The following is a 24,408-nucleotide window of genomic DNA, read 5'->3' on the forward strand; positions in this document are numbered from 1 at the left end:
AACACCATGCAATCGATGCTCCGCACCATCGCGACGGCAGCCCTGACCCTCGGGCTGTTGTCAGGGTGCGCAGCAGGAGGAGACCAGATGCCCACCGACGCAGCCGACCTGACACAGGACGACGTCGCGGAGATGTCGCTCCACCAAGAGTTCGACGCCTTCGGGGACCACTACGAACACATGCAACGGCTCCTCAAGGATGCCCAGCTCCAGGTCCACGACGGCGAGTGGGAGTGGGGCGGCGGCGACGACCTGCCGCTGATCGGAGGGGACGGCGTCGCCCCGCTGCCGGGCGCGGACACGAAGAACAGCTACTACATGCGCAGCGGACGGCTCTGGTCACCCCCCGGCGCCGCAGGCGAGCAACGCGACCTGAAACCAATGCTCGACTACTTCACCGATCAGGGGTGGACCATCGAGCAACGCGACATCACGGGCGACCACGAGCTCCGGGGGTACACCGGCGATGGCTGGCAACTCATCTACACCGCTCAAGAGAACGGCCGCTACACCCTCGAGGTCTACAGCGAACTGTTCTGGACCAACGACGGCAACGCGCTTTCGGATGCCATCTACGGACGCTCGACCGTCACGTTTCCCGACCGGTCCCGCCCGGGTGTGTACCCAGATTTCCCGGAGTGGGACGACCCCATCGTCAACAAGCCCAAGATCTGAGATGCTCCGCACCATCGCGACGGCAGTCCTGGCCCTGGGACTGCTGACCGAGTGCGCGGCAGGAGGAGACCAGAAGCCCACCGACGCAGCCGGACTGACCCAGGACGACGTCGCGGAGATGTCGCTCCACCAAGAGTTCGACGCCTTGCGCGACCACTACGACCACATGCAACGGCTCCTCAAGGATGCGCAGCTCCAGGTCCACGACGGCGAATGGGAGTGGGGCGGCGGCGACGATCTGCCCGGGATAGGGGGTGATGGTGTCGCGCCCTTGCCGGGCTCGGACACCAGGAACAGCTACGACATGAGCAGCACCCGGCTCTGGTCCCCACCCGGCGCGATCGACCAGGAACGCGACCTGCAACCGATGATCGACTCCTTCACCGAACAGGGCTGGACCATCGAACGCCGCACCATCACCGGCGACGAAGAAGTCTGGGCCACCACCACCGGCGACGGCTGGCAGATCCAGTACACCGCCCAGGAGAACGGCGACAACCCCATCACCGTCTACAGCGAGCCGTTCTGGACCAACGACGGCAACGCCCTTTCGGATGCCATCTACGGACGCTCGACCGTCACGTTCCCCGACCGGTCCCGCCCCGGCGTTTTCCCGGACTTCCCCGACTGGGGCGACCCCATCGTCAACAAGCCCAAGATCTGACCCCGCCGACACAGCACGCCCCTGGGCACTCAGACGTCATCAACATCGACGTTCCACAACGCCCGGTACCACGCCGTCCGCTCCGGATCGTCGGGAAGCCCGTACGCCTCGTGGAACAGCGGCTCCCACCCGGGCCCGTAGTTCCACCCGAGCGCCATCGTCGCCACCGCCAGGTCCGCCCAGCGGTCCGCGACACCCGTGGCGTCCAGGTCGACGTGCCCGCTCCACCGACCGTCGGCACCGATGAGCGTGTTCGGCGTGCACGGGTCTCCGTGACACACCACGACGCGGTCACCGGGCGGCTCCGGGCCCAGGCGATCCGTGTCGGCACCCGCCGCACGAGCACGGTCGAGCCGCGCCGCCGTCGACCACGCGAAGGGGCAGTCGTCCACCGGCAGGGTGTCGTGGAACGCGCGGAGCCCCTCGCCGACCGCGACCACCGCGGTCCGGGGTTCGTCGTGCCACCGCGGGTCGACGGCACTCCACCCGGGGACGGCACGGGTGTGCAGCCACACGCCGTCGTCGTCCGCACCGTGGTCGAGCACCTCGGGCACCCGCACGTACCGTGACGCCCACTCCAGTCGCGCGGCCTCGTTGCCGATCCACCGGCCGTAGGCGTGCGGCAGGACCTTGACGAACTCGTCGGCGTGCTCGTCCGGTCCGATCCGGAAGGTCGTGCCGCCGATCTCGTTGTGCCAGACCAGGGCGACCTCGCGGCCCCGGGCGGCCTCCACGACCACCCGCGGCACGGGGACGACGGAGTCCGACCCCGGCAGCCCGCCGATCGACCGCACCACGACGGCCCTAGTGCACGCGGTCCGGGCGCGAGGACCCGGCCCCACCGCGTGCGATCTCGAGCAGGACGGGCAGCCGTTCGCCGAGCAGGGCGTCCAGGTCGGCCACGACGGCCTCCACTCGTTCGGTGACCTCGCGCGGTGACGCGCCTCGGCGTGGACGCACCCGGACCCGGATCGCCCGGCCGCCGCGGACGCGGTAGACGTCGACCGCGAGCGAGGCCACCTGTGGCAGCTCCCCGATCGCCGAGGACAGCGCGTGCTGCACGGCCGTGGACTCGACGCGCACCGAACCGGCGACGCCGTCAGCTGATCCGTCGCTCTCGACGACGGTGCCCGCACGGCCACCGCCGAGCGTGGTCAGCACCACGATCGCCAGGATGCCGACGACGACCCCGCCGCCGAGCACCCACGTCCACGACAGCAGGGAGTCATCGCGCGACGTGTCCGTGCCGAGGCCCGCGAGTGCGTCGCCGGCCGTGCGCCACCAGGACGCCACGAGCGGCAGGCCCTGGGCCGTCTGCACCAGGATCGCACCGACCCCGGCGACGAACAGGACGAGCCCGACGACGACGAGAGCCGTCCGGCCGAGCCCACGGTTGGTCGCGTTCATCCGTCCACCCGTCCGGTCGGCTGGACGCGCACCCGCGCAGCGAGGGCGGGCAGCGCGTCGATCCCCGCGAACTCGTGCTCGACGGCCTCGGTCGCGGCCACGGCGGGCACGTCGACGCCGGCGGCAGGACGCAGCACCACCTCGACGGTCCGGCGGCCCACGGTGCCGACGGCGGCGTCCGGCCCGAGCCGCGTGACGGAACGGGCGGCGCGTGCCGCGGCGGAGGCGAGCACCTCGTCGTCGACCACGACGGCGAGCCGGTCGGATGCCATCGCGTGGCGCGGACGCCGCTGCGGCAGGAGCCCCTGCAGCAGGAACACCAGGCCGACGAGGGCGACGATCGCGGCGATCCCGACGACGAGCGTGGTGTCGAGGCCGTCCGGCGCGGCGAGGGCGGCGTCCACCACGGCGCGCGGGTCGACGCCGAGGACGTTCTGGTCGAGCAGCACGAGGGCACCGGCGAAGACGGCAGCGGCTGCGAGCACGACGGTGATGAGCATCGCGATGACGACGGCACCCGACCGGGACACGTGGGTCTCGCGGCGGAGCAGACGGCGGTACGTGGCGGCGTGCTCGGTGGACGGTGCAGGGCCGGCGTCGGGAACCGGTACAGTCCGGCCGTCCACGGCGGTCACCGGACCCTCCGCGGGACGTCGACGACCGACGACGCGAACGTCACGGTCACCCGGGACACCTGTCGGCCGGTGATGGTCCGGAGCCGCTCGGCGATCGTGCCGCGGGCCCGGTGCGCGCTCGTGACGACGGGTTCGTCGGGGACCGCGTGGCTCCCCAGCACGGGCAGGGTGAGCGGGGCGGTGATCTCGACCGCCAGCGCGCCGCGGCCGTCGTCGGAGACCCGGGCACGGACCTCCCGGAAGGCCACGCGCAGCGCTTCGGCGGCGACCGCCTGGGCGGTGTGCACGAGCGCCGACGTGCCGATGCGGTCGGAGCCGCGGAGCCGGACGCCGCTGTCGCCGACCGTGGCGACGGCGGCGTCGGTCACGACGAGCTCCGGCGTCCGCGCAGCACGTCGACCAGGCGACGCACGTCGACGTCACCGGCGACGATGCGGGCGACCAGCCCGCCGACGGCCATGCAGACGGCGACGACCACGAACGCCCAGAACCCGAGGGTCACCGCGACGATCGCGAGGAGGGCGCCGACGCCCATCCCGACGACGGTGGCGTTCACCGGACCCGGCCCTCGCGGACGTCGCCGTCGAGGTCGTCGGCGGTGCCGTTCAGTGCCGGGATGTTCACGTCGTTGATCGCGATGTTAACCTCGGTGACCTCGAGCCCGACGAGCTCGGTGACGGCGCTCGTGACGGCGGCGCGCACCGCGGTGGCGACGTCCATCATGGGCGTCGGGTAGTCCACGACGATCGTCAGGTCGACGGCGACCTGGGTCTCGCCGACCTCGACACGGACGCCCTGGCCGAGCGCGCTCGAGCCGATCGCGTCGCGGATGGCGCCGAAGGCCCGCGAGGCGTTCCCGCCGAGGGCGTAGACGCCGGGGACGTCGCGCGCGGCGATGCCCGCGACCTTGGCGACGACGGTGTCGTCGATGATCGTCTTGCCCTTGGCCGTGACCTGCGTGGTGGTGGTACCGGTCGTGGTGCCGGTCGTCACGGTCCCGTCGACGCGGTTCGTCGTCGATGCCATCAGTGCCTCCTGCGCTCGCTTGCTGGACTTCCAGCGAACACCATCGTGCCGCGCTGCGCCCGAGAGCGGCAGGCGGCGCGCTGCACGGCGGGGTCGGTCGTCCCCGGTAGGTTCGATGCCATGCGCGTGGCGACCTGGAACGTGAACTCCGTCCGCACCCGAGTGGGGCGGGTCGTCGACTGGCTGGTGCGCGAGGACGTCGACGTCCTCGGCATGCAGGAGATCAAGTGCAAGCCGGAGCAGTTCCCGGTGCAGGCGTTCGAGGACGCCGGCTACCACGTCGAGGCGCACGGCCTGAACCAGTGGAACGGCGTCGCGTTCGCCAGCCGGCTGCCGATGGAGGACGTGACCCGCGACTTCCCCGGCCAGCCGGGCTTCCTCAAGGGGCACGAGGGGCCGGACCTGCCCGTCGAGGCCCGGGCCATCGGCGTCACTGTCGACGGCGTGCGGCTCTGGAGCCTCTACGTGCCGAACGGGCGCGAGGTCGGCGACCCGCACTACACGTACAAGCTCGACTGGCTCGCGCAGCTGGCCGACCGCACCGCCGAGTGGATCGCCGCGTCGCCGGAGACCCCGCTCGCGCTGATGGGCGACTGGAACGTCGCACCGCTCGACACGGACGTGTGGGACGTCCGCGTGTTCGAGGGCCACACCCACGTCAGCGAACCCGAGCGCGCCGCGTTCCGGGCGTTCGAGGCGGCGGGGCTGCAGGACGTCGTCCGGCCGATCGTCCCCGACGGCTACACCTACTGGGACTACAAGCAGCTGCGGTTCCCGCGCAACGAGGGCATGCGCATCGACTTCGTGATGGGCTCGCAGGCCTTCGCCGACGTCGTCACCGATGCCTCCATCCACCGCAACGAGCGGAAGGGCGACGCCCCGAGCGACCACGTCCCCGTGGTGGTCGACCTCGACCTGGACACGTCGCTCGACGACGACCGCCCGATGATCTTCTGAGCGGTCACGCGGTCGTGACCCGTTCTGTTACGCCCGGCGTCCGCCCTCGTTGAGCAGGTGACGGCGCCGACGTAGATTTCCTGCACCGAACCCCTTCGAGAGCAGGTGAAGCCATGTCCCGCACGACGATCCTTCCCATCCAGCGCGTCATGGCGAACGCGGCCCCCGGCGCCTGGCGCGACGGCATCGTCGTCGAGACCCGTCCCGCCGACGCCGTCGTGGTGTTCCTGGACGGCGGCGTGACCCAGCTCCGGGTGGCGGACGCCGACGGCTTCCTGTCGGTCGGCGATCCGGTCGCCCACCACCCGGTGGCGGAGATCCTCAGCGCCGGCGGTCGTCAGACCACGGCACGCATCGCGTAGCGCAGACGGTCGGCCTGGTTCAGGCTGACATCGAGGCGAGCATGGCCTCGCACTTCGCGACCATCTCGTCGCAGGCCATGGCGCAGTAGCGGCACGACTCGTCCATGTCCATGTGCTTCCGGCACTCGGCGGCGCACATCGTGCCCATCGTCATCACGGCCATGAGCATCGCCTGCATGCTCGGCAGGTCCATGCCGGCCGGACGCATCATCATCCGCATGCCGGTGTCGGCCATCATCGCCGTGTTGGAGCACATCGCGGCGCACGTGGCCATCTCGCCGCCCATGCGCATGTCGCTCGCGGAGCACATCGTGGCGGCCATCGACGCGGCGTTCATCGCCATCATCGTGTCCTGCATCACGTCCATGTCCATCGCTGCGGGCATGTCCGTCATCGACATGTTCTTCATCATCGCCATCGTGTCCATCGGAGGTCTCCGTCCGTCGTGGTCCCGAGGCGGGTCCGCCCCGTGGGTGTCAGCGTACGCGCGCCCCCGATGCGCTTCGTGAGCAGCAATGGTCGGGTCCGTGACCGCGACCCGACCATTCCTGCTCACCATCCGCGGTGCACGCGACCCCACGGCGGACGGGAGGCACGGCGCGGCCCCGCCATGGGCCTCCCGTCCGCCTCGCGGTGCGCCCAGGGCGCGCTACGGGTGCAGCAGGGCCGCGATCGCGACCAGGACGGGGACCGAGCCGATCGTCGAGATGAGCACCACGTCGCGGGCGACCGGGACCGCCGCATCGTAGCGCTGCGCGTAGTTGAACACGTTCTGTGCCGCCGGCAACGCCGCCAGGGTGGTGAGCACGAACACGTCCTGGTCGCCGAGCCCGAACACGAACCGTGCGAACACGTACGCGACCGCCGGCATCACCACGAGCTTGATCGACGACGCTACGATCACGTCCGTCCGGATCGCCGGGTCCCGCAGCGGCGCTGCACCGTGCAGGCTCATCCCGAACGACAGCAGGACGACGGGCACGGCTGCCGCGCCGACCAGCGAGAACGGCTCGAGCACCGGGTCGGGCAGCGTGATGCCGGTCGCCGAGAACACCAGGCCGACCAGCGAGGCGATGATGATCGGGTTCCGGAACGGCCCGGAGATCCGGCGTCCCCAGCCGCCGGCGCCCGAGGTCGCGGCGTCGAGGATCGTCAACGCGACCGGCGCGATGACGATGAGCTGCAGCAGGATCACCGGCACGACCGCGGTCGCCTGCCCGAGCACGTACACGGCGACCGGCAGGCCGATGTTGTTCGCGTTGACGTAGCTCGCGGCCAGAGCCCCGACCGTCGTGGTGGTGACCGGACGCCGCAGCACGAACCGGAAGACGGCCGCCGCTCCGAGTGCGACCACGGCCGCGCTCAGCAGCGAGACCCAGAGCATCGGGGACAACAGCGACTCGATGTCGGCCGAGGCGATGGTGTGGAAGAGCAGGCAGGGCATGAGCACGAAGAACGCGAGGCGACTCATCACGAACTGTGCGTGCGGGCCGAGCAGTCCGATGCGCCCGACGACGTACCCACCGGCGATGATCGCGCCGATGATCGCGAAGCCGGTCAACACGCCACCCATCGCGTCCATCCTTGCACCATGTGACGTCGCTCAGGTCGGAAATGCGTTCGCATCGAATACCGTTGCAGGCACCATGACCTCGACGAACGCCGACACCCTCACCCGGTCCACCGACTCCAGCCAGCCCCTCGTACCCCTGCTCGAAGAGCGCTGGAGCCCCCGTTCCTACGACGAGACCGCGACGATCTCGGACGAGCAGTTCGACGCCGTCCTCGAGGCCGCCCGCTGGGCCGCGTCGGCCATGAACTTCCAGCCCCGCCGCTTCATCGCGGGCCGTCGTGGCACCGAGACGTTCCGGAAGATCAACGAGAACCTGCTCGGCTTCAACGCCGCCTGGGCGTTCCGCGCCAGCGGCCTCGTCGTCGGCGTGCTCGAGACCGTGACCGAGGACGGCGACGAGCGTCCCTTCGCGCAGTACGACCTCGGCCAGTCGCTTGCCGCACTCACCGTCCAGGCGCACGCCGAGGGCCTGCACGTGCACCAGATGGCGGGCATCGACGCCGCGGGCCTGCGCGCCGCGTTCGACCTGCCGGAGCGCTTCCTGCCCTTCACCGTGACCGCCATCGGCACCGTCGCGCACCCGTCGCAGCTCGACGAGAAGGCGGCCGAACGCGAGGTCGCACCGCGCACCCGCCTGCCCCTCGACGAGGTCGTGCTCGTCAAGGAGTAGTCATCGGTACCAGCACGCGGCCGCGTCCCCGCCGGGGCGCGGCCGCTGCTGTACCCGCCGCCGCGTAGTATGTCGTGACATGCAGCCCGAGATGAACTTCTACACCCGCAAGTGGGTCCGCCCCGAGGACCTCAACGCCAACGGCACCCTGTTCGGCGGCAGCCTGCTCCGCTGGATCGACGAAGAGGCCGCGGTCTACGCGATCATCCAGCTCGGCAACGGCAAGGTCGTCACCAAGTACATGTCGGAGATCGAGTTCGTGTCCTCGGCGAAGGAGGGCGACATCGTCGAGATCGGCCTCGTCGCCACCCGCTTCGGCCGCAGCTCGCTCACGATGCGGGCCGAGGCACGCAACCTCTTCACGCACCGCAGCATCCTCACCATCGACGAGGTCGTGTTCGTGAACCTCGACGACGACGGCAACCCGGCGCCGCACGGCTACACGGACATCACGTACGACCGCGACCGGGTCCCCGCGACGCACCGCGCCTGACCCGTGTGACCGCGCGTGACCCCGCAGACATCGCGCACGTGCCGGGCGCTGTGAGCACGGCACCCGGCACGTGATCGGTGGCCTCTGGCAGGATCGGGGCATGACCACGCCCCGCCTCGTCGCCTTCGACCTGGACGACACCCTCGCCCCGTCGAAGTCCTCCCTCGACCCCCGCATGCTCGAGACCTTCGCGTCCCTGCTCGAGGTCGTGCCGGTCGCGGTCATCTCCGGCGGCAACTTCACGCAGTTCGAGCAGCAGCTCGTCACCCCGCTCCGCCACCGCGACGGCCTGACCCTCGACGACCTGCACCTCCTGCCGACGTGCGGCACGCGGTACTACCGCTGGGCCGACGACGACTGGGCCCTGCAGTACGCCGAGGACCTCACCGACGACCAGAAGGCACGCGCCCTCGCAGCGGTCGAGTCCGTCGCGAAGGACGCCGGCTACTGGGAGTCCGAGACCTGGGGTGACATCCTCGAGGACCGCGGGTCGCAGATCACGTTCTCCGCGCTCGGCCAGGCCGCTCCGGTCGACGTCAAGAAGCAGTGGGACCCGACCGGCGCGAAGAAGGACGACCTCCGTCGACGCGTGCAGGCGGAGCTCCCCGACCTCGAGGTGCGATCCGGCGGCTCGACCAGCGTCGACATCACCCGCAAGGGCATCGACAAGGCGTACGGCATGCAGCGTCTCGCCGAGATCACCGGCATCGCGCTCGACGACATGCTCTTCGTCGGCGACCGGCTCGACCCCGAGGGCAACGACTACCCGGTGAAGGCCCTCGGTGTGCCGTGCCACGCGGTCGAGGGCTGGGAGGACACCGACGCCTTCCTGACCGAGCTCATCCCGACCCTGCGCTGACCGCGCGTCAGCCCAGGCTGCGGACGGCCTCGACGAAGGCGCGGATCTTGGCCGGGTCCTTCACGCCGCGCTCCGACTCGACGCCGCTCGACACGTCGACGCCATCGGGGTCGAGCGCCTCGACCGCGGCGACGACGTTCGCGGGGGTCAGGCCGCCCGCGAGGATCCAGGCCTCGTCGATCCCGCCCTCGATCACGGCGGGGTCGATCAGCCGACCGCTGCCCGGCACGGCGGCGTCGAGCAGCAGCAGGTCGTGGTCGTACGAGGCGCGCTGCTCGGCGGTCTCGCGCAGGTAGTCCTCGGCCGCGAGGGCCCGGATGGTGAAGAAGCCGGCGTCGCGGGCTCGGGCGAAGTCGGTCGCGGACTCACCACCGTGCAGCTGCAGGGTGGTGAGCCCGACCTCGGACGCGATGCCGACGATCTCGTCGATCTTCTGGTCGCGGAAGACCCCCACGGCGTCGATGCCGTCCGGCAGCCGTTCGACGAGTTCCTTCGCCAGGTCGGCCGTCACGGTGCGGGGGCTGTTCGCGGCGAAGACGAACCCGACCGCGTCGGCGCCCGCGTCGACGGCGGCGTCCACGGTGTCGGGCGTCGACAGGCCGCAGATCTTGATCCAGCGCTGGTCGGTCATGCTGTCCATCCTGCCAGGGACCACGGACGAACGGGACGAGCTCGCGACGTCAGTGCAGCATGCCGGCGACGTAGGCGGAGCCGCACGCGACCAGCACGCCGAACGCCGCGAACGAGCCGACGAGCACGTTCCGCCGACGCCAGCGGCGGACGGCCGAGAAGGTCCCGCGCTTCGCGTGCCGGTGGGCCGCCCGGTGCATCCGGTGATCGCGCTGGTGCTTGACCCGCTCGGGTCCGAGCGGCACCGGGCCGGTGACCTGCGTGGAGCCGCCCCGCAGGGCGTTCGCGATCGCGACCGCGGTCGGACGACGCTCCGGGTCGCGGGCGGTCATCCGGCTGAGCAGTTCGCGCCACTCCGAGGCGACGTCGTCGGGGATCTCGGGGTCGTGCCGCAGGCGGGCCAGTGCCGCCTCGATCAGGGTGCCGGAGTACTCCTGCTTGCCGGTCAAGGACTCGAGTAGCACCAGTCCGAGCGAGTACACGTCGGTGGCGAAGCTGATCGGCTCACCGGCGACCTGCTCGGGGCTCAGGTACGCCGCCGTGCCGATGATCGTGCCGTCGTTCGTCAGGCGCGAGCCGTCGACGAAGTGCGCGACGCCGAAGTCGGTGAGCTTCACGGTCCGGGCGAAGCCGGACGAGCCCTCGTCGCTGATCAGGATGTTGGCGGGCTTGACGTCCCGGTGCACGATGCCGCGCGAGTGCACGTAGGCCAGGGCGTCGGCGAGCTGGGCGCCGAGGTCGGCCACCTCGTAGTTGTGCAGGGCCCCCTCGGACAGTCGGCGGAGCAGCGTCGTGTCGGCGATGAGCTCCATCACGATGAACCGGTGCGGGCCGTCGGGGAAGTCGTGCGTGCCGGCGTCGTAGAGCGGGATGAGCCCGGGGTGGGACAGCATGCTGAGGAGCCGGATCTCGCGCTCCTGCCGGACGCGGTCGGCCGTCGTCATCTTGTCCGGCGTCGCGAAGAGCTTCACGGCGACGGCGCGGTAGGTGTGCTCGTCGCGGGCTTCGTAGACGGTCCCCATGCCACCCGTGCCGATGAGCTTCACCAGTCGGTACCGGCCCGACAGGACCGTCTCCGTCCGCAAGCCGTCGAGCAGGGTCATGGTGTCCGTCGTTCCGTCGGGAGCCGCAGGTTCCGCGGCTGCTGCCGGCGTGTTGGCTCACGAGAAACGGTACGCGTCCGACTCCCGTTTTGGGCGGGTGTTATGACATCGTGATCGGCGTACTTCCCTGTGTTCATGCGGATGCATCAGGGTACCGTTCGACCTCCGACCAGGGTGAGCGATCACGCAAGGAGGACAGCGATGGCACTGACGAAGGGTGACGAGGTGCACTGGAACACCTCGCAAGGGAAGACGACCGGGAAACTCGTGCGGAAGCGCACGAGCGACTTCGAGTTCGACGGTCAGACGTTCAAGCCGACCGACGACGATCCGTACTGGATCGTCGAGTCGGAGAAGAGCGGCAAGCAGGCCGCGCACAAGGAGTCGGCGCTGACCAAGGCCTGACGACCGGCGGCTCAGTCGCGGGCGGGCTCGGCGCGACGACGACCTCGTGCGCCCCCGCTCGCGGCACCGTCACCGTTGCCGCCTCCGTCCGCACGACGGTCTGCCCGCCACCGTCGCACCCGCCGGACCACGAACGTCACCACGACGACCGCGATCGCGACGTAGAGCACCCGGTCGACCCACTCGGTGTACTGCTCGACGCGGTCGTACTGCGAGCCGAACGCGGCACCGAGCAGCACGAGGGCGCTGTTCCAGATGCCGCTCGCGATGATCGTGAACACCGAGAACGTGCCGAGGTGCATGCGGTCAGCGCCCGCGGGCAGGGAGATGAGGCTGCGCACGATCGGGACGAAACGGCCGAAGAACACGGCGCTCTTGCCGTGCCGGTGGAACCACGCGGCGGCCTTGCGGAAGTCGTCCTCGTCGACCAGGGGGAGCTTGCCGAACCACCGCGTGGTGCGCTCGAACCCGATCTTCGCGCCGAGCCAGTAGAGCACCAGCGCACCGAGGTAGGACCCGAGCGTCGCCAGCACGAGGACGAGCACGAGGTTCATCTGCCCGGCGCCCGCCAGGAACCCGGCCAGCGGCAGGATGAGCTCGGACGGGATCGGCGGGAACACCGTCTCGATGAAGAGCATGAGCGCGACGCCCCACTCCCCCAGGGCGTCGATGATCTGGAGCACGAGGCCGGAGAGTCCGCCGAGGTCCGAGGGAGCGGTGGAGTCGCCGGTGGCGACGGTCATGGCACGGGCGGTCACGGCAGTCGTCATGCCCCCAGCATCCCTGAGCGCCCTGTCAGGACCCGGCGCGGTACCTGAACGTCAGCCGAGTCCCATGTGCGAGGTCCGCACGTGCGTCAACGACCGCGCGAGGGCACCGCGGGCGACGGCGTCACGACCGACCGTCGACGGGACGATCTCGACGGGGTGCCGGAGCTGGGGTGTGACGACCGCGGCGAGCGCCTCGGCGAACACCGGTGCCGCCGGCAGGACCTCGCCCCCGACGACCACGACCTCGGGGTCGATCGTCGTGACGAGCTGCACGACGCCCGGTGCCACGTCGTCCGCGAAGGCGCGGACGACGTGGACCGCCGCCGGATCCGGAACGCCATCGCCGACGTGACCCGGCACTGCGCCCCCGCGCCCGGCCGCGGCGAAGACCGACTCGAGGTCCGTGTCGGACGCGATCCGGGCCTCCAGGCGGGCCGGCGCACCGGGCCACCCGGTCGAGGCCAGGCCGCCCATCTCGCCAGCCGCACCGCGCGCCCCGCGCGCCAACGCCCCGTCGATGACGTAGGCCGCACCGATCTGCCGACCCATCACCAGGTACAGGCCGTCCTGGACGCCTCGGAAGCGCCCCCACATCGCCTCGGCGGTGGCGGCGAGCTTGGCGTCGTTGTCGAAGAACGTCGCGATGCCGGGGAAGAGGTCCTGGATCCGGCCGGGCACGCGGCGCTCGACCCACTCGGGCACCGCGACCGTGTAGTCGATCTCGCCGGCGCGGTCGACGACGGCGGGGACGCCGAACGTGGCGGCGAGGACCGGGGACGCCTCCGAGTCGGCCGTCAGGCGGCGGACGACGTCCTGCACGCTCGTCCAGGCCTGCTCCGCGTCGGCGAGGTCGGCGTAGCGCTCCTCGACCCGGGTGAGGGTGTTCCCGCGCAGGTCGGCGCGGATGCCGACGATGCCGTGCAGTCCGAGGTCGACGCCGAGCACGGAACCGGCGGTGGCGTCCGCGGCGAAGCGCTTGGCCCGGCGGCCGGCCTTGTTCGGGGTGGCGATCGCCTCGGCCTCGGTCACCCAGCCCTCGTCGACCAGGTCCGCCAGCGCCGCCTCGACCGTGGGGCGGGAGAGCCCGACGGTGCGGCTGAGCTCGGTCACGGTGCGCGACGCGTCGTCGCGCAGGAGCTCGTCGAGGATGGCCCGGGAGTTCATGAGTCGGAGCACACCCGGCGTCGTCCCCACGACACTCGGGATCGTTGACACGGTCTCGTCCACGGCCATAGCCTCCACATTACGAAAGATCATTGAGGAATGGTGGACTCCGACATGCTCATCCCACGACCGCGCCGCGCCGTCCCCGGTACCGGCGCCTTCGAGATCACCCCGTCGACCCGCATCGCAGCGGACGCAGCGAGCGGATCGGTCCGACTGTACCTGCAGCAGACCCTCCGGGCGTCGACCGGCCAGCCGGTCCGCGACGCAGCGGAGGACGCGGCGGTCGACGGGGCGGCCTCCGCCGACGGGTCGGTCCGGACGGGCGTCATCTCGCTGCGCGTCACCGACGATCCCTCCCTGCCCACCGGGCCGCCGTCGCCCGAGGGCGAGCGCGCCGAGTCCTTCCGCCTGACCGTCACACCCGACGGTGTGGACGTCGCGGGCGGCTCGGCCGCCGGCGTGTTCTACGGCGTCCAGGCGCTCCTCCAGCTGCTGCCCGCCGACGTGTACCGCAGCGGCCGCGTCGGCACCGGGCCGTGGTCCGTCCCGTCGACCATCGTCGAGGACGCGCCCGCCTTCGCCTGGCGCGGCGTCATGCTCGACGTCGCCCGGCACTTCCGCACCAAGCACGAGGTCATGCGCGTCGTCGACCAGCTCGCGGCGCACCGGATCAACCGGCTGCACTTCCACCTGACGGAGGACCAGGGCTGGCGCATCGAGATCCGGAAGCACCCACGCCTGACCGAGATCGGGTCCTGGCGTCGCGAGTCCCAGGTGGGCGCGCACGTCCCCGACGCCGACGGCGTGCTGCACCCCGCAGCGTTCGACGGCCGCCCGCACGGCGGCTACTACACGCAGGACGACATCCGCGAGATCGTCGCTTACGCGGCGGACCGGTTCGTCACCGTCGTCCCCGAGATCGAGACGCCCGGACACGTCCGTGCCGCCTTGGCCGCCTACCCGTCGCTCGGCGTGCACCCCGAGACGCCGGTGGAGGTCTGGACCGAGTGGGGCATCGCCGACGACGTCCTGAACGCCGACGACAGCACCGTCGACTTCTTCAAGGACGTCCTCGACGAGGTCATCGCGCTCTTCCCCTCGCGCTACATCGGCATCGGCGGCGACGAGTGCCCGAAGGTGCAGTGGGTCGAGGACCCCCGCACGCAGGAGCGCATGCGTTCACTCGGGCTCGAGGATGAAGAGCAGCTGCAGGCCTGGATCATCGGGCAGCTCGCGGCGCACGTCGCCTCGCACGGGCGGCAGGCGTTCGGCTGGGACGAGATCCTCGAGGGCGGCACGCTCGACCCCTCGGCGACCATCGTGTCGTGGCGTGGTCTGACCGGCGCCCGGACGGCGGCGAAGCGCGGGCACGACGTCATCTCGTCGCCCGACGACCAGGCCTACCTCGACTACCGCCAGAGCGACCTGGCGACCGAGCCGATCCCGGTGTCCATCGTGCTGACGGTCGACGACGTCTTCGGCTTCGACCCGGTGCCGTCCGGCCTGACCGAGTCCGAGCGCGCCCACGTCATCGGCGGCCAGGGCAACATGTGGACGGAGCACGTCGACACCGCCCGGAAGCTCGACTACCAGCTGTTCCCGCGGGTGGCCGCCCTGGCCGAGGCGCTCTGGTCGGCGGACGTCACCGGTCCGCGCGACGTCGCCGAGTTCCGCGGGCGGCTGGCCGAGCACACCGCGCGGCTCGAGGCGATGGGGATCGAGTACCGGCACGAGGCCGGGCCGTTCCCGTGGGAGCAGCGTCCGGGTGTCCCGGGGCGGCCGCACTCGCGCGAGGACCGCGCCGCCTACATCGACGCGATCACCGCGAACATCGCGGAATGACGTATTGACATTTCACATGCTCAGGGTTCACACTGTGGGGAGAATTCCCGGAGGAGACCCCCATGCCAACGCGCCACATCCCCGGCCTCGAAGGCCTCGACATCGCCGAACTCATCGGGGGTCGCCAGCCGGCGGCTGAACTCGAGGTCGCCGTCGACTTCATCCGCGGGCGGTCCGTGTTGATCACGGGCGCCGGCGGTTCGATCGGCAGTGAGCTCTGCCGGCAGCTCGTCCGGTTCGAGCCGGTGGAGATCATCATGCTCGACCGCGACGAGACCGCGTTGCAGCAGGTGCAGGTCTCGGTGGACGGGCACGGTCTGCTCGACACGAAGAACGTCGTCCTCGCCGACATCCGCGACGCCGACGCCATCCGGGACATCATGATGGACCGCCGTCCCGACGTCGTCTTCCACGCAGCGGCGCTGAAGCACCTGCCGATGCTCGAGCAGTACCCGGACGAAGGCTGGAAGACGAACGTCCTCGGCACGCTGAACGTCCTGCGCGCCGCCGCGGCAGCCGGGGTGCAAACGCTCGTGAACATCTCGACGGACAAGGCTGCGAACCCGACGAGCGTGCTCGGCTCCACCAAGCGGATCGCCGAGCGGTTGACCGCCTGGACCGCTGCCGACACCGGCCGCGACTACGTGTCCGTCCGGTTCGGCAACGTCCTCGGCAGCCGTGGTTCGATGCTCCCGCTCTTCGCGGAGTTGATCCGCGCCGGACGGCCCCTGACCGTCACCCACCCGGACGCCACCCGGTACTTCATGTCCATCCCGGAAGCGTGCCACCTCGTGATCCAGTCCGCGGCGATCGCCCATCCCGGCGAGGTCCTGGTCCTCGACATGGGTGCCCCGGTACGGATCCTCGACATCGCACGCCGCATGCTCGCCGCGACGGGGAGTCCGTCCGACATCGTGTTCACGGGCCTGCGATCGGGCGAGAAGCTGCACGAGGACCTCATCGGACGGGGTGAGACCGAACGTCGCCCGGTGCACCCGAAGATCACCCACACCTCGGTTGCGCCGATCGCGCCGTGCGACGTCGACGACCGTGTCGCCGGCACCGTCGACCCGTCGGCGCTCGCGATGGCCGCCTGACGCTGCTGCCTGCCTGCCTTGCTGGCTGGCTGGCTGGCTGCCTGCTGTCTGTCTGCCTGGCGCGCCGAGGTTCCACGACTCGCCGCTCACTTCCGCCGAGGTTCCACGCACGGCCCCGCACGCCCCCGAGGTTCCGAGATCTCGGAACCCCGCGGGGTGGGCGCGACCACGGACGGACGGGAGGCCCGGTGCCAGCTGGCACCCCTCCCTCGCAAGCTCGGTCGGCGCGCCCCGCGCAACGCTTCGCGTTGCCGCTGAGCGGGGCGCGCCCGTCCGTCACGCGGTGACGTCGACTACACGGCGACGGCCACGCGGTCGTCTGCCGTCTCGGACACGGCGGCGTCCGCCGCCGGGGCCCGACGCACGAACTTCTTCAGCCCGACGAGCACCAGCGCGGACACCACGGTGCCGGCCAGGATCGCGAGCACCCAGACCACGAACGAGTCGATCGCGAAGAACACGAACACCCCGCCGTGCGGCGCCCGCGAGGTCACACCGGCCGCCATCGAGATCGCACCCGTGACCGCAGCACCGACCATCGACGCCGGGATGACGCGCAGCGGGTCGGCTGCGGCGAACGGGATCGCGCCCTCGGAGATGAAGGACGCCCCGAGCAGCCAGGCGGCCTTGCCGTTCTCGCGCTCGGGCTTCGTGAAGCCCTTGCGGTACAGGACGGTGGAGGCGAGCGCGAGGGCGAGCGGGGGCACCATGCCGGCGCCCATGACCGCGGCCATGATCTCGAACGGCACGACGTTCGTGGCGGTGCCGGCGCCGAGGCCCGCGACGGCGAACGCGTACGCCACCTTGTTCACCGGGCCGCCGAGGTCGAACGCCATCATCAGGCCGAGGATGATGCCGAGCAGGATCACCGAGGTGCCGTTGAGCGAGTTGAGCCAGTTCGTGAGCTGCGTCATCAGCCAGGCGATCGGGCCGCCGAGCACGAGCAACATGAGGCCGGAGGCGATGATCGAGGCGAGCAGCGGGATGATCACGACCGGCATCAGGCCGCGCAGCCAGCGCCAGGTCGGGATGCGACCGATCCAGTACGCCGCGGCACCGGCGATGAGGCCACCGATCAGGCCGCCGAGGAACCCGGCGTTCATGAAGACGGCGATGGAACCGGCGACGAAGCCGGGCGCAATGCCGGGTCGGTCGGCCATGGCGTAGGCGATGTACCCGGCGAGCGCTGCGACGAGGAAGCCGAGCGACACGGAGCCGATCTGGAACGCGGCGGCACCGAGGTAGTAGCGCAGCCCCTCCGGCGGCAGGTCGACCAGGTTGTAGTGCTGGAGCGCGAATACCGCGTTGTTCACGCCGTCGTCACCGTGGGTGAGCGCGATGCCGTACCCGGCGAGCAGGAAGCCGAGCGCGATGAGCAGCCCGCCGCCCGCGACGAACGGGATCATGTAGCTGACGCCGGTGAGCAGCCAGCGCTTGAGCGCCTGGCCGAAGTGCTCGTTCTTGGCGGTGGACGCACCGTCGACGGCTGCACCGCCCTGGACGCGTGCGGCGTTCGGGTCGTCCGAGGCACGGATGGCCTCGGCGATCATCTTGTCGGGCTCGTCGACGCCGCGCTTGACGGGTCCGGAGACGAGCGGCTTGCCGGCGAAGCGACCGCGGTCGCGGACGTCGACGTCGACCGCGAACACGACGGCGTCGGCACGGGCGATGAGGGCGGGGTCGAGGGGCTCGACCTGCGAGGACCCCTGGGTCTCGACGTGCATCTCGGCACCGGCGCGCTGCGCCGCGGCGACGAGGGCGTCGGCCGCCATGTAGGTGTGCGCGATGCCGGTCGGGCAGGCGGTGACGCCGACGAAGACCTTGCGGCCCGGCGCGGGTGCGGCGGTCGGACTGGAGGCGCTGCTCGCCTTCCCGACGCCGGCTTCGGACACCTCGCCGCTCACCTCGCGGTCGACGAGCTGGACGATCTCGTCCGGGGTGGCTGCGGCGCGCAGGGCGGCGGTGAAGTCGTCACGGATGAGCGCGCGGGCCAGGGTCGAGAGGACCGTCAGGTGGTCCTTGTCGGCCCCTTCGGGCACGGCGATCATGAACACGATGTCGGCGTCGCCGTCCGGGGCGCCGAACGACACCTTCCGGGCGAGACGCGCGAACGCCAGGGTCGGCTCGGACACCGACGCCGAACGGGCGTGCGGGATCGCGATGCCGCCGGGCACGCCGGTGCCGACGCTGGCCTCGCGCTTGATGGCGTCCTCGGCCAGGACCCGGCCGTCGGCGGCGCGGCCGGTCGCGGCGACGCGGTCGGCGAGGACGCGGATGACGTCGGCCGAGGTGGCACCGAGGTCCTCGTCGAGGCCGACGAGCTGGGCGCTGATGAGGCGCGGACTCGAGTCTGCGGACATGTGCTTGCTCCTTCGCAATGGCGCTGATCGCGCGGGTCGTGCAGGTGTTCGGGGAGTGGGGTGTTCGTGGAGTGGGGGTGTTCGGGGGGGGTCAGGCGGGCTCGGGTGCCGGGTGCGTCGTGAGCACCCGGACCGAGATCGCCGTCGGGTCGGTGTGGTCGAGAGCGGGCACGTCGCTGCCGGGCAGGGCTGCTGCGGCGGCTCCGGTCGCGACGGCCTGGGCGAGGCGCTGCTCGGGCGACGCTCCGGCCACCTCGGCGAGCAGGTAGCCCGCGAGCGAGGAGTCCCCCGCGCCGACGGTGGAGCGGGCGACGATCCGCGGTGCTGCGGCGGCGAAGGCGCCCTCGTCCGACACCAGTACGGCGCCGGCGCTGCCGAGGGTCAGCAGGACCGAGCCGACGTTCCGGTCGCGTAACCGCTCGGCAGCGGCCACGGCGGCGTCGAGGTCCTGCTCGTAGGTGTCGGGGTCGCCGCCGACGACCTCGGCGAGCTCCTCGGCGTTCGGCTTGACCAGGTCGATCCGCTCACCGGACTGCAGCAGTGCGGTGAACGGGACGCCGGACGAGTCGACCGCGATCCGGACGTCCTCACCATGGCGTGCACGGACGGCGCGGACGAGCACGGCGAGCGCGTCGTCGGGGAGTCCGGGCGGGAGCGATCCGGCGAAGACCACCCAGCGGGCGACGGGTCCGGTGGCGGTCGCCGCGGCCGTGTCGGCGACCAGGTCGGCCAGGTCGTCCAGCCGGCCGGCGAGCGAGGGACCGGGCTCGTTGAGCTTCGTGGTGGTGCCGGTCGGCTCGGTCACGGTGACGTTCGAGCGGAGCGGCGCACCGATCGGCAGGGCGGCGGTCGGGATGCCGCGCGTGGCGAGCCCGAGCAGCACAGGGTCGAGCTCGTCGCCGGGCAGCACGGCGATGGTGTCCCCACCGCTCGCGACGACGACGCGGGACACGTTGACGCCCTTGCCGCCGGGCTCCGCGGTGGAGCGGATGGCGCGCTGGACGGCGCCGCGCTGCAGTTCGCCGGAGAGCTCGATGGTGCGGTCGAGGCTCGGGTTCGGCGTGACGGTGACGATGCGGCGGCTCATGCGACGACGACCTCGACGTCGGCGTCGGTCAGGGCGCCGGCGAGGTCGGCCGGCGGCTCCTGGTCGGTGACCACGGTGTCGATCTCGTCGAGCCGGGCGAAGCGCATCAGGGCCTCGACCCCGTGCTTCGCGGCGTCGGCGAGCACGACGGCTCGGCGGGCGGCGAGGACGTAGGCGCCCTTGACCGCGGCCTCGTACTCGTCCGGGGTACTCAGCCCGAAGCCGGCGGACAGGCCGTTCGTGCCGACGAAGGCGATGTCGGGCCGCAGGGCGCTGATCTGCTCGACGGTGGCGGTCCCGACGGCGGCGCTCGTGACCCCGCGCACCCGGCCACCGAGCAGGTGCAGCTCGACGTGCTCGCTGTGTTGCAGGGTCGCGGCGATCGGGACGGAGTTCGTGATGACGGTGAGGGTCGCGCCAGCGGTGGCGGGTTCCCACCGTGCGAGTTCGGCGGCGACGGCGGCGCAGGTGGTGCCGGCGTCGATCGCGATCGAGCCCGTGAACGTCGAGGGCACCAGGCGCATCGCGGCGCGGGCGATGTCGGACTTCGCGGAACCGTGCTGCCCTTCGCGCTCGGCGACGGAGAGTTCGACGACGCTCGAGCGACCGATCGGCACCGCTCCCCCGTGCACGCGGCGTAGGACCCCGGCGGACTCGAGGGTGTCGAGGTCACGGCGCACGGTCTCGGTGGTGACGTCGAAGTGCTCGGCCAGATCGGCGACGGAGACCCGGCCGGCGTCCTGCAGCGCTGCTGCGATCGCGTCGTGCCGCTCGGTTGCGTACATGCCCGAACTCCTTCGTTCCCGTGGGTTTCAGGAACCATAAGCCACAAACCCACACAAACACAACCACCCGCACTCGTCCCGCTCCCCGCTCCGTCCCCGCCCCCTCCCCCGAGGTTCCGAAATCTCGGCATCTCGCGCGAACCACAGCCTTTCCGTGGAACCTCGGCGTCCAGCACGCGGCATGTCGTGGAACCTCGACGGACGGCACACGCACGAACACCCCACACGCACGAACACCCCGCCGCGTGTGCGACGGGGTGTTCGGTCGAGCGCGTCAGCCCTTGACGGCTCCCGCGGTCATACCGCTGACCAGCCGACGCTGCACGATGAGGAAGAAGACCACGACGGGGATCGAGAACAGCACACTCGCCGCCATCAGCCCGCCGAAGTCCGTGCCCTTGTTCGTCGAGAAGCCCGCGAGCCAGACCGGCAGCGTGTACATCCCCTGGTCCTTGAGCATCACGTACGCGATCAGGTAGTCGTTCCACGCCGCGATGAACGCGAACACGCTCGTGGCGATGACTCCCGGCATCACGAGCGGGAACAGCACGCTCCACAGGATCCGGAAGGTGCCAGCCCCGTCGACCTTCGCGGCCTCCTCGATCTCGACGGGTACAGCTACGAAGAACCCGCGCATCACCCAGATCGAGAACGGCAGCACGCTCGCGACGTACGCCAGGATCAGCCCGACGTAGCTGTTGAGCAGACCGAGCGTCTGGAACGACAGGAACAGCGGGATGAGCAGCGCGCCCGACGGGATCATCTGCACGAACAGGATGCCGACCAGGATCGCCCGCCGCCCGCGGAACCGGAACCGCGACAGCGCCGCCGACGCCAGGAACCCGACCACGATCGACAGCAGCACGGCGGCCACCACGACGATGGTCGAGTTCCGCAGGTAGGCCAGGAAGCCCTCTTGCGTGAGCGCGCGGGTGAAGTTGTCGAGCGTGGGGTGCAGTGGTGCCCAGATCGGGGTCATGGTGGTGACCTCGTCCGCTGGCTTGAAGGCGGTGTTCACCATCCAGTAGATCGGGAACACCCACACCAGGCAGAACACCACCGCGATGGTGTTCGCCACCACGCGCGGCTTCCGCTTCCGCTTCCGCACGGGCGCGGAAGCGGGCGCGGGCGCCGGCGCAGGCGCGGAACCAGCAACTGGTGCGACACCCGCGCCAGGTGCTGCGTTCGAGACGGTCACAGGTCCTCCTCCCCGCTGCGGACGAGCCGGCGGATGTAGTAGCTGGTGAGCGCGCCGAGGATCACGGTCGAGATGACGGCGATCGCGGCGCCCTGGCCGTACGCGTTGGAGACGAACGACTTCACGAACGTCCAGATGCCGAGCGTCAGGGTGGCCTCTTCCGGACCACCCCTCGTGAGCAACCAGATCTGGTTGAAGACGTTGAAGTCCCAGATCACCGACAAGATCGACACGAGCAGCAGCGTCGGGGCGAGTGCCGGCAGCGTGATCGCGCGGTACATCGTCCACGTCGAGGCACCGTCGAGCGCCCCGGCCTCGTAGTACTCCGGCGCGATCTGGGACTGTGCGGCGTAGAGCGTCAGGGCGACGAACGGCACGGCCTGCCAGATCACGAGCGTGAGCACGATCGTGTACGCCTGCCCGGGGTGCGACGCCCAGTTGTCCTGCGTGTGGTCGCCGAACACCCGCAGCTGCGTGATGAGCCAGTTGAGGACCCCGTAGAAGGGCTGGAACAGCCACTGCCACACCAGGCTCGAGGCGACGTTCGGCATCGCCCAGGCCAGCACGAGCACGACGCTGACCACGGTGCGCATCGCGACGCCCAACCGGGTGAGCAGCTGCGCGACGCCCATCCCGATGACGATCGTGCCGAGCACCATCGCCCCGGTGACCAGGACGGTGCGCAGGATGACCGGCCAGAACGACGCGTCGGTCAGGACGTTCGTGTAGTTCGAGACCCCCGCGAACCCGGCTTCCCCGGTGAAGATCGCCCGGAGCCCGTAGTCCTGGAACGAGATGACGACGAGCCGGACGAGCGGGTAGACGACGAGCGCGAGCAGCAGGATCGCCGCGGGCGCCAGCAGGACGAGCGGTGCGCGCGACGCGACCGCCGACCGACGACGCGCGCCGCGGCCGGGACGAACCGGCCGCCCCGACCCGGCACCGCCGCTGCCCCCGGTGCCCGCGCCCCCGGTCCCCCCGCCGCCGGCGACCGGCTCGGACTGCTCCGAACCGGTCGCCTGCTCTGCAGTGGAGGTCATCGACTACTGCTGCGCGTTCAGCGCGGTCGTGAGGTGCTTCGAGAAGCCCTCGGCGGCCTGCTCCGGCGACTTCCGCCCGGTGGCGATGTCCGCGAACATCGACTGGAACGACGCGTCGCCCTCGATGGTCGCCCAGCCCGGCGTCGCCGGGGTCGGACGACTCGTGCCCGCTGCCGCGAAGTACGGCTTGTGCAGGGTGTCGACGTCGTCGGCCACGGCGTCGAGCAGCTCGGTCGAGTTCGGCTCCCAGCCGTCCACACCGAACACCTGGTCCTGCTGGAACTCCTTCGAGGTCAGGATCTTCACGTAGTACAGCGCGAGGTCCTGGTTGGCGGCCTTCGCCGGGATCCCGAGGTCGGAGCCGCCGAGGAACACCGGCTGCGTCTTGCCGTCCGTCTGCGAGGGCATCGGGAACGTGCCGATCTGGTCGGCGAGCGCCGGCTTCGCGGTGGTGATCGAACCGATCTCCCACGCCGAGCCGAGGAACGCCGAGGTGTTGCCCTGCGCGAAGACGTCGCTCTGCGAGGGCTTGTCGGTGTTGATGTCCTGCGTCGACTTCGCGGAGTAGTCGTTCTGGAACTCCTTCCACGCCGTCAGGCCCTTGACCGCATCGGCCGAGTCGAGCTTCCCGGTCCACTTGCCGTCCTTGTCGGAGGCGATCTCGCCGCCGGCGTCCCAGACCCACTGCAGCCCGCCGTACCAGTACTGGCCGGGCATGTGGAAGGCGGAGAAGTCGCTCGCCGTGTTGGCGGCCTTGACCTTGTCCAGGTCGGCGGTGAGCTCGTCGTAGGTGGTCGGCACGTCGGTGACGCCGGCGTCCTTCCAGACCTTCTTGTTGTAGACGACGGCACGGTTGCCGGCGAACAACGGAGCACCGTAGAGCTTGTCGTCCACCGTGGCCGGCCCCTCGAGCCCGGTGAGCCACGTCTGGCCGTCCTTGAGTTCGTCGCGGTACGGCGTGAGGTCGATGAGACCGCCGGCCGCTGCGTAGACCGGCACCTGGGTGTTGCCGAGGTCGACCACGTCCGGGGCGTCGTCCTGGGCGAGCGCCGTGGTGAGCTTCGTGGTGATCCCGTCCCACTGCTGGGTCTGGATCTTCACCTTCGCCCCGGTGTCCTTCGTGAACTGCTCCTGGGCTGCGTCGAGGACCTTGTCGCTCAGGTCGCCGTTCATCATCCAGACGGTGATGGTCTTGCCCTTGCCATCGGGTGTGCCGATGGCCTTCGTGCCACCGTCGGAAGCTCCGTTGCTTCCGGCGGAGCACCCGGTGAGGGCGAGCGCGGCCGCCAGGCCGAGCGCACCGAGTGCGGCGAAACGCGTGCGTGTCACGTTGACTCCCTTGGTCCGGCCTTTATGAAAGGTCGTTGCGTATTCGCAATAGAAGACCTTCCGAGAGCCCTTGTCAACCGTTGGATCGGTCCCTGTGAGCGGGTTCGATCCGCGTGTTTCCGGGGGATCACGGATGGCGAACAGATCGTCGCCAATGCTTGACACGACTGGTCATGACCAGCCATGATCTGCGCCTCGCGTCGACGGGGTGGACGGAACGACCGGGAGGCCCGGTGCCGGTCCCGCAGACCGGCACCGGGCCTCCCGGATCACC

Annotated in this window: 27 protein-coding genes and 1 pseudogene; 10 read left to right on the forward strand and 18 right to left on the reverse strand. The window is 70.7% G+C overall.

All coding sequences use genetic code 11. From position 1 onward, the window contains the following. The first annotated feature begins 15 nt into the window (after positions 1-15). On the forward strand, positions 16-675 hold the full coding sequence (locus tag HQQ88_RS14105) for a hypothetical protein (RefSeq protein WP_173169797.1): 660 nt from the start codon (positions 16-18) through the stop codon (positions 673-675). A gap of 1 nt (position 676) precedes the next feature. After that, positions 677-1,339, forward strand: a complete 663-nt coding sequence (locus tag HQQ88_RS14110; RefSeq protein WP_173169798.1) for a hypothetical protein — start codon at positions 677-679, stop codon at positions 1,337-1,339. Positions 1,340-1,368: 29 nt separating this feature from the next. On the opposite strand, the gene HQQ88_RS14115 is transcribed toward HQQ88_RS14110, so the two are convergent. Genes HQQ88_RS14115 through HQQ88_RS14140 form a run of 6 tightly spaced genes read right to left on the reverse strand, consistent with a single transcriptional unit; the run spans position 1,369 to position 4,407 of the window. Further along, a complete protein-coding gene (locus tag HQQ88_RS14115) occupies positions 1,369-2,136 on the reverse strand; it encodes an aminoglycoside 3'-phosphotransferase (RefSeq protein ID WP_173169799.1) in 768 nt (255 codons plus the stop codon). Between the two features lie 7 nt (positions 2,137-2,143). Further along, the gene (locus tag HQQ88_RS14120) at positions 2,144-2,746 is read right to left on the reverse strand and encodes a hypothetical protein (RefSeq protein ID WP_131921329.1); all 603 of its coding nucleotides are present in this window, start codon (positions 2,744-2,746) and stop codon (positions 2,144-2,146) included. After that, positions 2,743-3,381: a hypothetical protein gene (locus HQQ88_RS14125; protein WP_173169800.1), complete on the reverse strand. Its 639-nt coding sequence runs from the start codon at positions 3,379-3,381 to the stop codon at positions 2,743-2,745. Before HQQ88_RS14125 ends, HQQ88_RS14120 begins: the two co-directional genes overlap by 4 nt. Next, positions 3,378-3,749, reverse strand: coding sequence for a hypothetical protein (locus HQQ88_RS14130; protein ID WP_111086172.1), 372 nt, complete (start codon positions 3,747-3,749; stop codon positions 3,378-3,380). Before HQQ88_RS14130 ends, HQQ88_RS14125 begins: the two co-directional genes overlap by 4 nt. Then, positions 3,746-3,937: a DUF2273 domain-containing protein gene (locus HQQ88_RS14135; protein WP_111086173.1), complete on the reverse strand. Its 192-nt coding sequence runs from the start codon at positions 3,935-3,937 to the stop codon at positions 3,746-3,748. Before HQQ88_RS14135 ends, HQQ88_RS14130 begins: the two co-directional genes overlap by 4 nt. Continuing rightward, complete coding sequence (locus HQQ88_RS14140) at positions 3,934-4,407, reverse strand: Asp23/Gls24 family envelope stress response protein (RefSeq protein ID WP_132100700.1); 474 nt, start codon at positions 4,405-4,407, stop codon at positions 3,934-3,936. Before HQQ88_RS14140 ends, HQQ88_RS14135 begins: the two co-directional genes overlap by 4 nt. A gap of 120 nt (positions 4,408-4,527) precedes the next feature. Here HQQ88_RS14140 and HQQ88_RS14145 point away from each other — a divergent pair, with 120 nt between their 5' ends. Both HQQ88_RS14145 and HQQ88_RS14150 read left to right on the forward strand, forming a co-directional pair. After that, entirely contained in the window at positions 4,528-5,364 is an 837-nt protein-coding gene (locus tag HQQ88_RS14145) for an exodeoxyribonuclease III (RefSeq protein WP_173169802.1), read from the forward strand. 113 nt (positions 5,365-5,477) lie between these two features. Then, positions 5,478-5,726, forward strand: a complete 249-nt coding sequence (locus HQQ88_RS14150; RefSeq protein ID WP_173169804.1) for a nuclease — start codon at positions 5,478-5,480, stop codon at positions 5,724-5,726. Between the two features lie 19 nt (positions 5,727-5,745). Here the strand turns inward: HQQ88_RS14150 and HQQ88_RS14155 are convergent, their stop codons facing one another. Further along, entirely contained in the window at positions 5,746-6,153 is a 408-nt protein-coding gene (locus HQQ88_RS14155) for an aldehyde dehydrogenase (protein WP_134195391.1), read from the reverse strand. 222 nt (positions 6,154-6,375) lie between these two features. After that, positions 6,376-7,299, reverse strand: a complete 924-nt coding sequence (locus tag HQQ88_RS14160; protein ID WP_111086178.1) for an AEC family transporter — start codon at positions 7,297-7,299, stop codon at positions 6,376-6,378. Positions 7,300-7,372: 73 nt separating this feature from the next. Here HQQ88_RS14160 and HQQ88_RS14165 point away from each other — a divergent pair, with 73 nt between their 5' ends. The 3 genes from HQQ88_RS14165 (at position 7,373) to HQQ88_RS14175 (ending at position 9,321) form a co-directional block, all read left to right on the forward strand. Further along, positions 7,373-7,969: a nitroreductase family protein gene (locus HQQ88_RS14165; RefSeq protein WP_173169806.1), complete on the forward strand. Its 597-nt coding sequence runs from the start codon at positions 7,373-7,375 to the stop codon at positions 7,967-7,969. Between the two features lie 79 nt (positions 7,970-8,048). After that, the gene (locus tag HQQ88_RS14170; RefSeq protein WP_111086180.1) at positions 8,049-8,462 is read left to right on the forward strand and encodes an acyl-CoA thioesterase; all 414 of its coding nucleotides are present in this window, start codon (positions 8,049-8,051) and stop codon (positions 8,460-8,462) included. Positions 8,463-8,562: 100 nt separating this feature from the next. After that, positions 8,563-9,321, forward strand: a complete 759-nt coding sequence (locus tag HQQ88_RS14175) for an HAD-IIB family hydrolase (RefSeq protein ID WP_123937441.1) — start codon at positions 8,563-8,565, stop codon at positions 9,319-9,321. Between the two features lie 7 nt (positions 9,322-9,328). Here the strand turns inward: HQQ88_RS14175 and HQQ88_RS14180 are convergent, their stop codons facing one another. Both HQQ88_RS14180 and HQQ88_RS14185 read right to left on the reverse strand, forming a co-directional pair. Then, positions 9,329-9,952: a phosphoribosylanthranilate isomerase gene (locus HQQ88_RS14180; RefSeq protein ID WP_173169808.1), complete on the reverse strand. Its 624-nt coding sequence runs from the start codon at positions 9,950-9,952 to the stop codon at positions 9,329-9,331. Between the two features lie 49 nt (positions 9,953-10,001). Further along, a complete protein-coding gene (locus HQQ88_RS14185; RefSeq protein ID WP_123293556.1) occupies positions 10,002-11,054 on the reverse strand; it encodes a serine/threonine-protein kinase in 1,053 nt (350 codons plus the stop codon). A 201-nt stretch (positions 11,055-11,255) separates the two neighbouring features. Here HQQ88_RS14185 and HQQ88_RS14190 point away from each other — a divergent pair, with 201 nt between their 5' ends. After that, on the forward strand, positions 11,256-11,459 hold the full coding sequence (locus tag HQQ88_RS14190) for a DUF2945 domain-containing protein (protein ID WP_123293555.1): 204 nt from the start codon (positions 11,256-11,258) through the stop codon (positions 11,457-11,459). An 11-nt stretch (positions 11,460-11,470) separates the two neighbouring features. Here the strand turns inward: HQQ88_RS14190 and HQQ88_RS14195 are convergent, their stop codons facing one another. Both HQQ88_RS14195 and HQQ88_RS14200 read right to left on the reverse strand, forming a co-directional pair. Further along, positions 11,471-12,229 (reverse strand): DedA family protein, encoded by a 759-nt coding sequence (locus HQQ88_RS14195; protein ID WP_173169810.1) that lies wholly within the window; start codon positions 12,227-12,229, stop codon positions 11,471-11,473. Positions 12,230-12,280: 51 nt separating this feature from the next. After that, complete coding sequence (locus HQQ88_RS14200; RefSeq protein ID WP_173169812.1) at positions 12,281-13,456, reverse strand: ROK family transcriptional regulator; 1,176 nt, start codon at positions 13,454-13,456, stop codon at positions 12,281-12,283. A gap of 36 nt (positions 13,457-13,492) precedes the next feature. On the opposite strand from HQQ88_RS14200, the gene HQQ88_RS14205 reads away from it, so the two are divergent. Together HQQ88_RS14205 and HQQ88_RS14210 are read left to right on the forward strand one after the other, a co-directional pair. Beyond that, complete coding sequence (locus HQQ88_RS14205; protein WP_173169814.1) at positions 13,493-15,238, forward strand: beta-N-acetylhexosaminidase; 1,746 nt, start codon at positions 13,493-13,495, stop codon at positions 15,236-15,238. Between the two features lie 158 nt (positions 15,239-15,396). Beyond that, positions 15,397-16,335, forward strand: a pseudogene (locus HQQ88_RS14210) (UDP-N-acetylglucosamine 4,6-dehydratase family protein); the annotation flags it as partial. A 293-nt stretch (positions 16,336-16,628) separates the two neighbouring features. Here the strand turns inward: HQQ88_RS14210 and HQQ88_RS14215 are convergent. From HQQ88_RS14215 to HQQ88_RS14240, 6 genes are all read right to left on the reverse strand, one after another. Beyond that, positions 16,629-18,695 (reverse strand): fructose-specific PTS transporter subunit EIIC, encoded by a 2,067-nt coding sequence (locus tag HQQ88_RS14215; protein WP_173169818.1) that lies wholly within the window; start codon positions 18,693-18,695, stop codon positions 16,629-16,631. Positions 18,696-18,786: 91 nt separating this feature from the next. Then, on the reverse strand, positions 18,787-19,782 hold the full coding sequence (locus HQQ88_RS14220) for a 1-phosphofructokinase family hexose kinase (RefSeq protein ID WP_123293550.1): 996 nt from the start codon (positions 19,780-19,782) through the stop codon (positions 18,787-18,789). Then, complete coding sequence (locus tag HQQ88_RS14225) at positions 19,779-20,567, reverse strand: DeoR/GlpR family DNA-binding transcription regulator (RefSeq protein WP_123293549.1); 789 nt, start codon at positions 20,565-20,567, stop codon at positions 19,779-19,781. The genes HQQ88_RS14220 and HQQ88_RS14225 overlap by 4 nt, the downstream gene beginning before the upstream one ends. A gap of 274 nt (positions 20,568-20,841) precedes the next feature. Then, positions 20,842-21,645 carry a carbohydrate ABC transporter permease gene (locus HQQ88_RS14230; RefSeq protein WP_367917024.1) on the reverse strand — a complete coding sequence of 268 codons (804 nt, stop codon included), beginning with the start codon at positions 21,643-21,645 and terminating at the stop codon, positions 20,842-20,844. Between the two features lie 116 nt (positions 21,646-21,761). Further along, entirely contained in the window at positions 21,762-22,805 is a 1,044-nt protein-coding gene (locus tag HQQ88_RS14235) for a carbohydrate ABC transporter permease (protein WP_173169820.1), read from the reverse strand. Between the two features lie 3 nt (positions 22,806-22,808). After that, positions 22,809-24,134: a sugar ABC transporter substrate-binding protein gene (locus HQQ88_RS14240; protein WP_173169822.1), complete on the reverse strand. Its 1,326-nt coding sequence runs from the start codon at positions 24,132-24,134 to the stop codon at positions 22,809-22,811. Positions 24,135-24,408 lie beyond the last annotated feature (274 nt).

Origin of the sequence: Curtobacterium sp. VKM Ac-2861 (assembly GCF_013204965.1) — a bacterium.
Taxonomy (GTDB): domain Bacteria; phylum Actinomycetota; class Actinomycetes; order Actinomycetales; family Microbacteriaceae; genus Curtobacterium.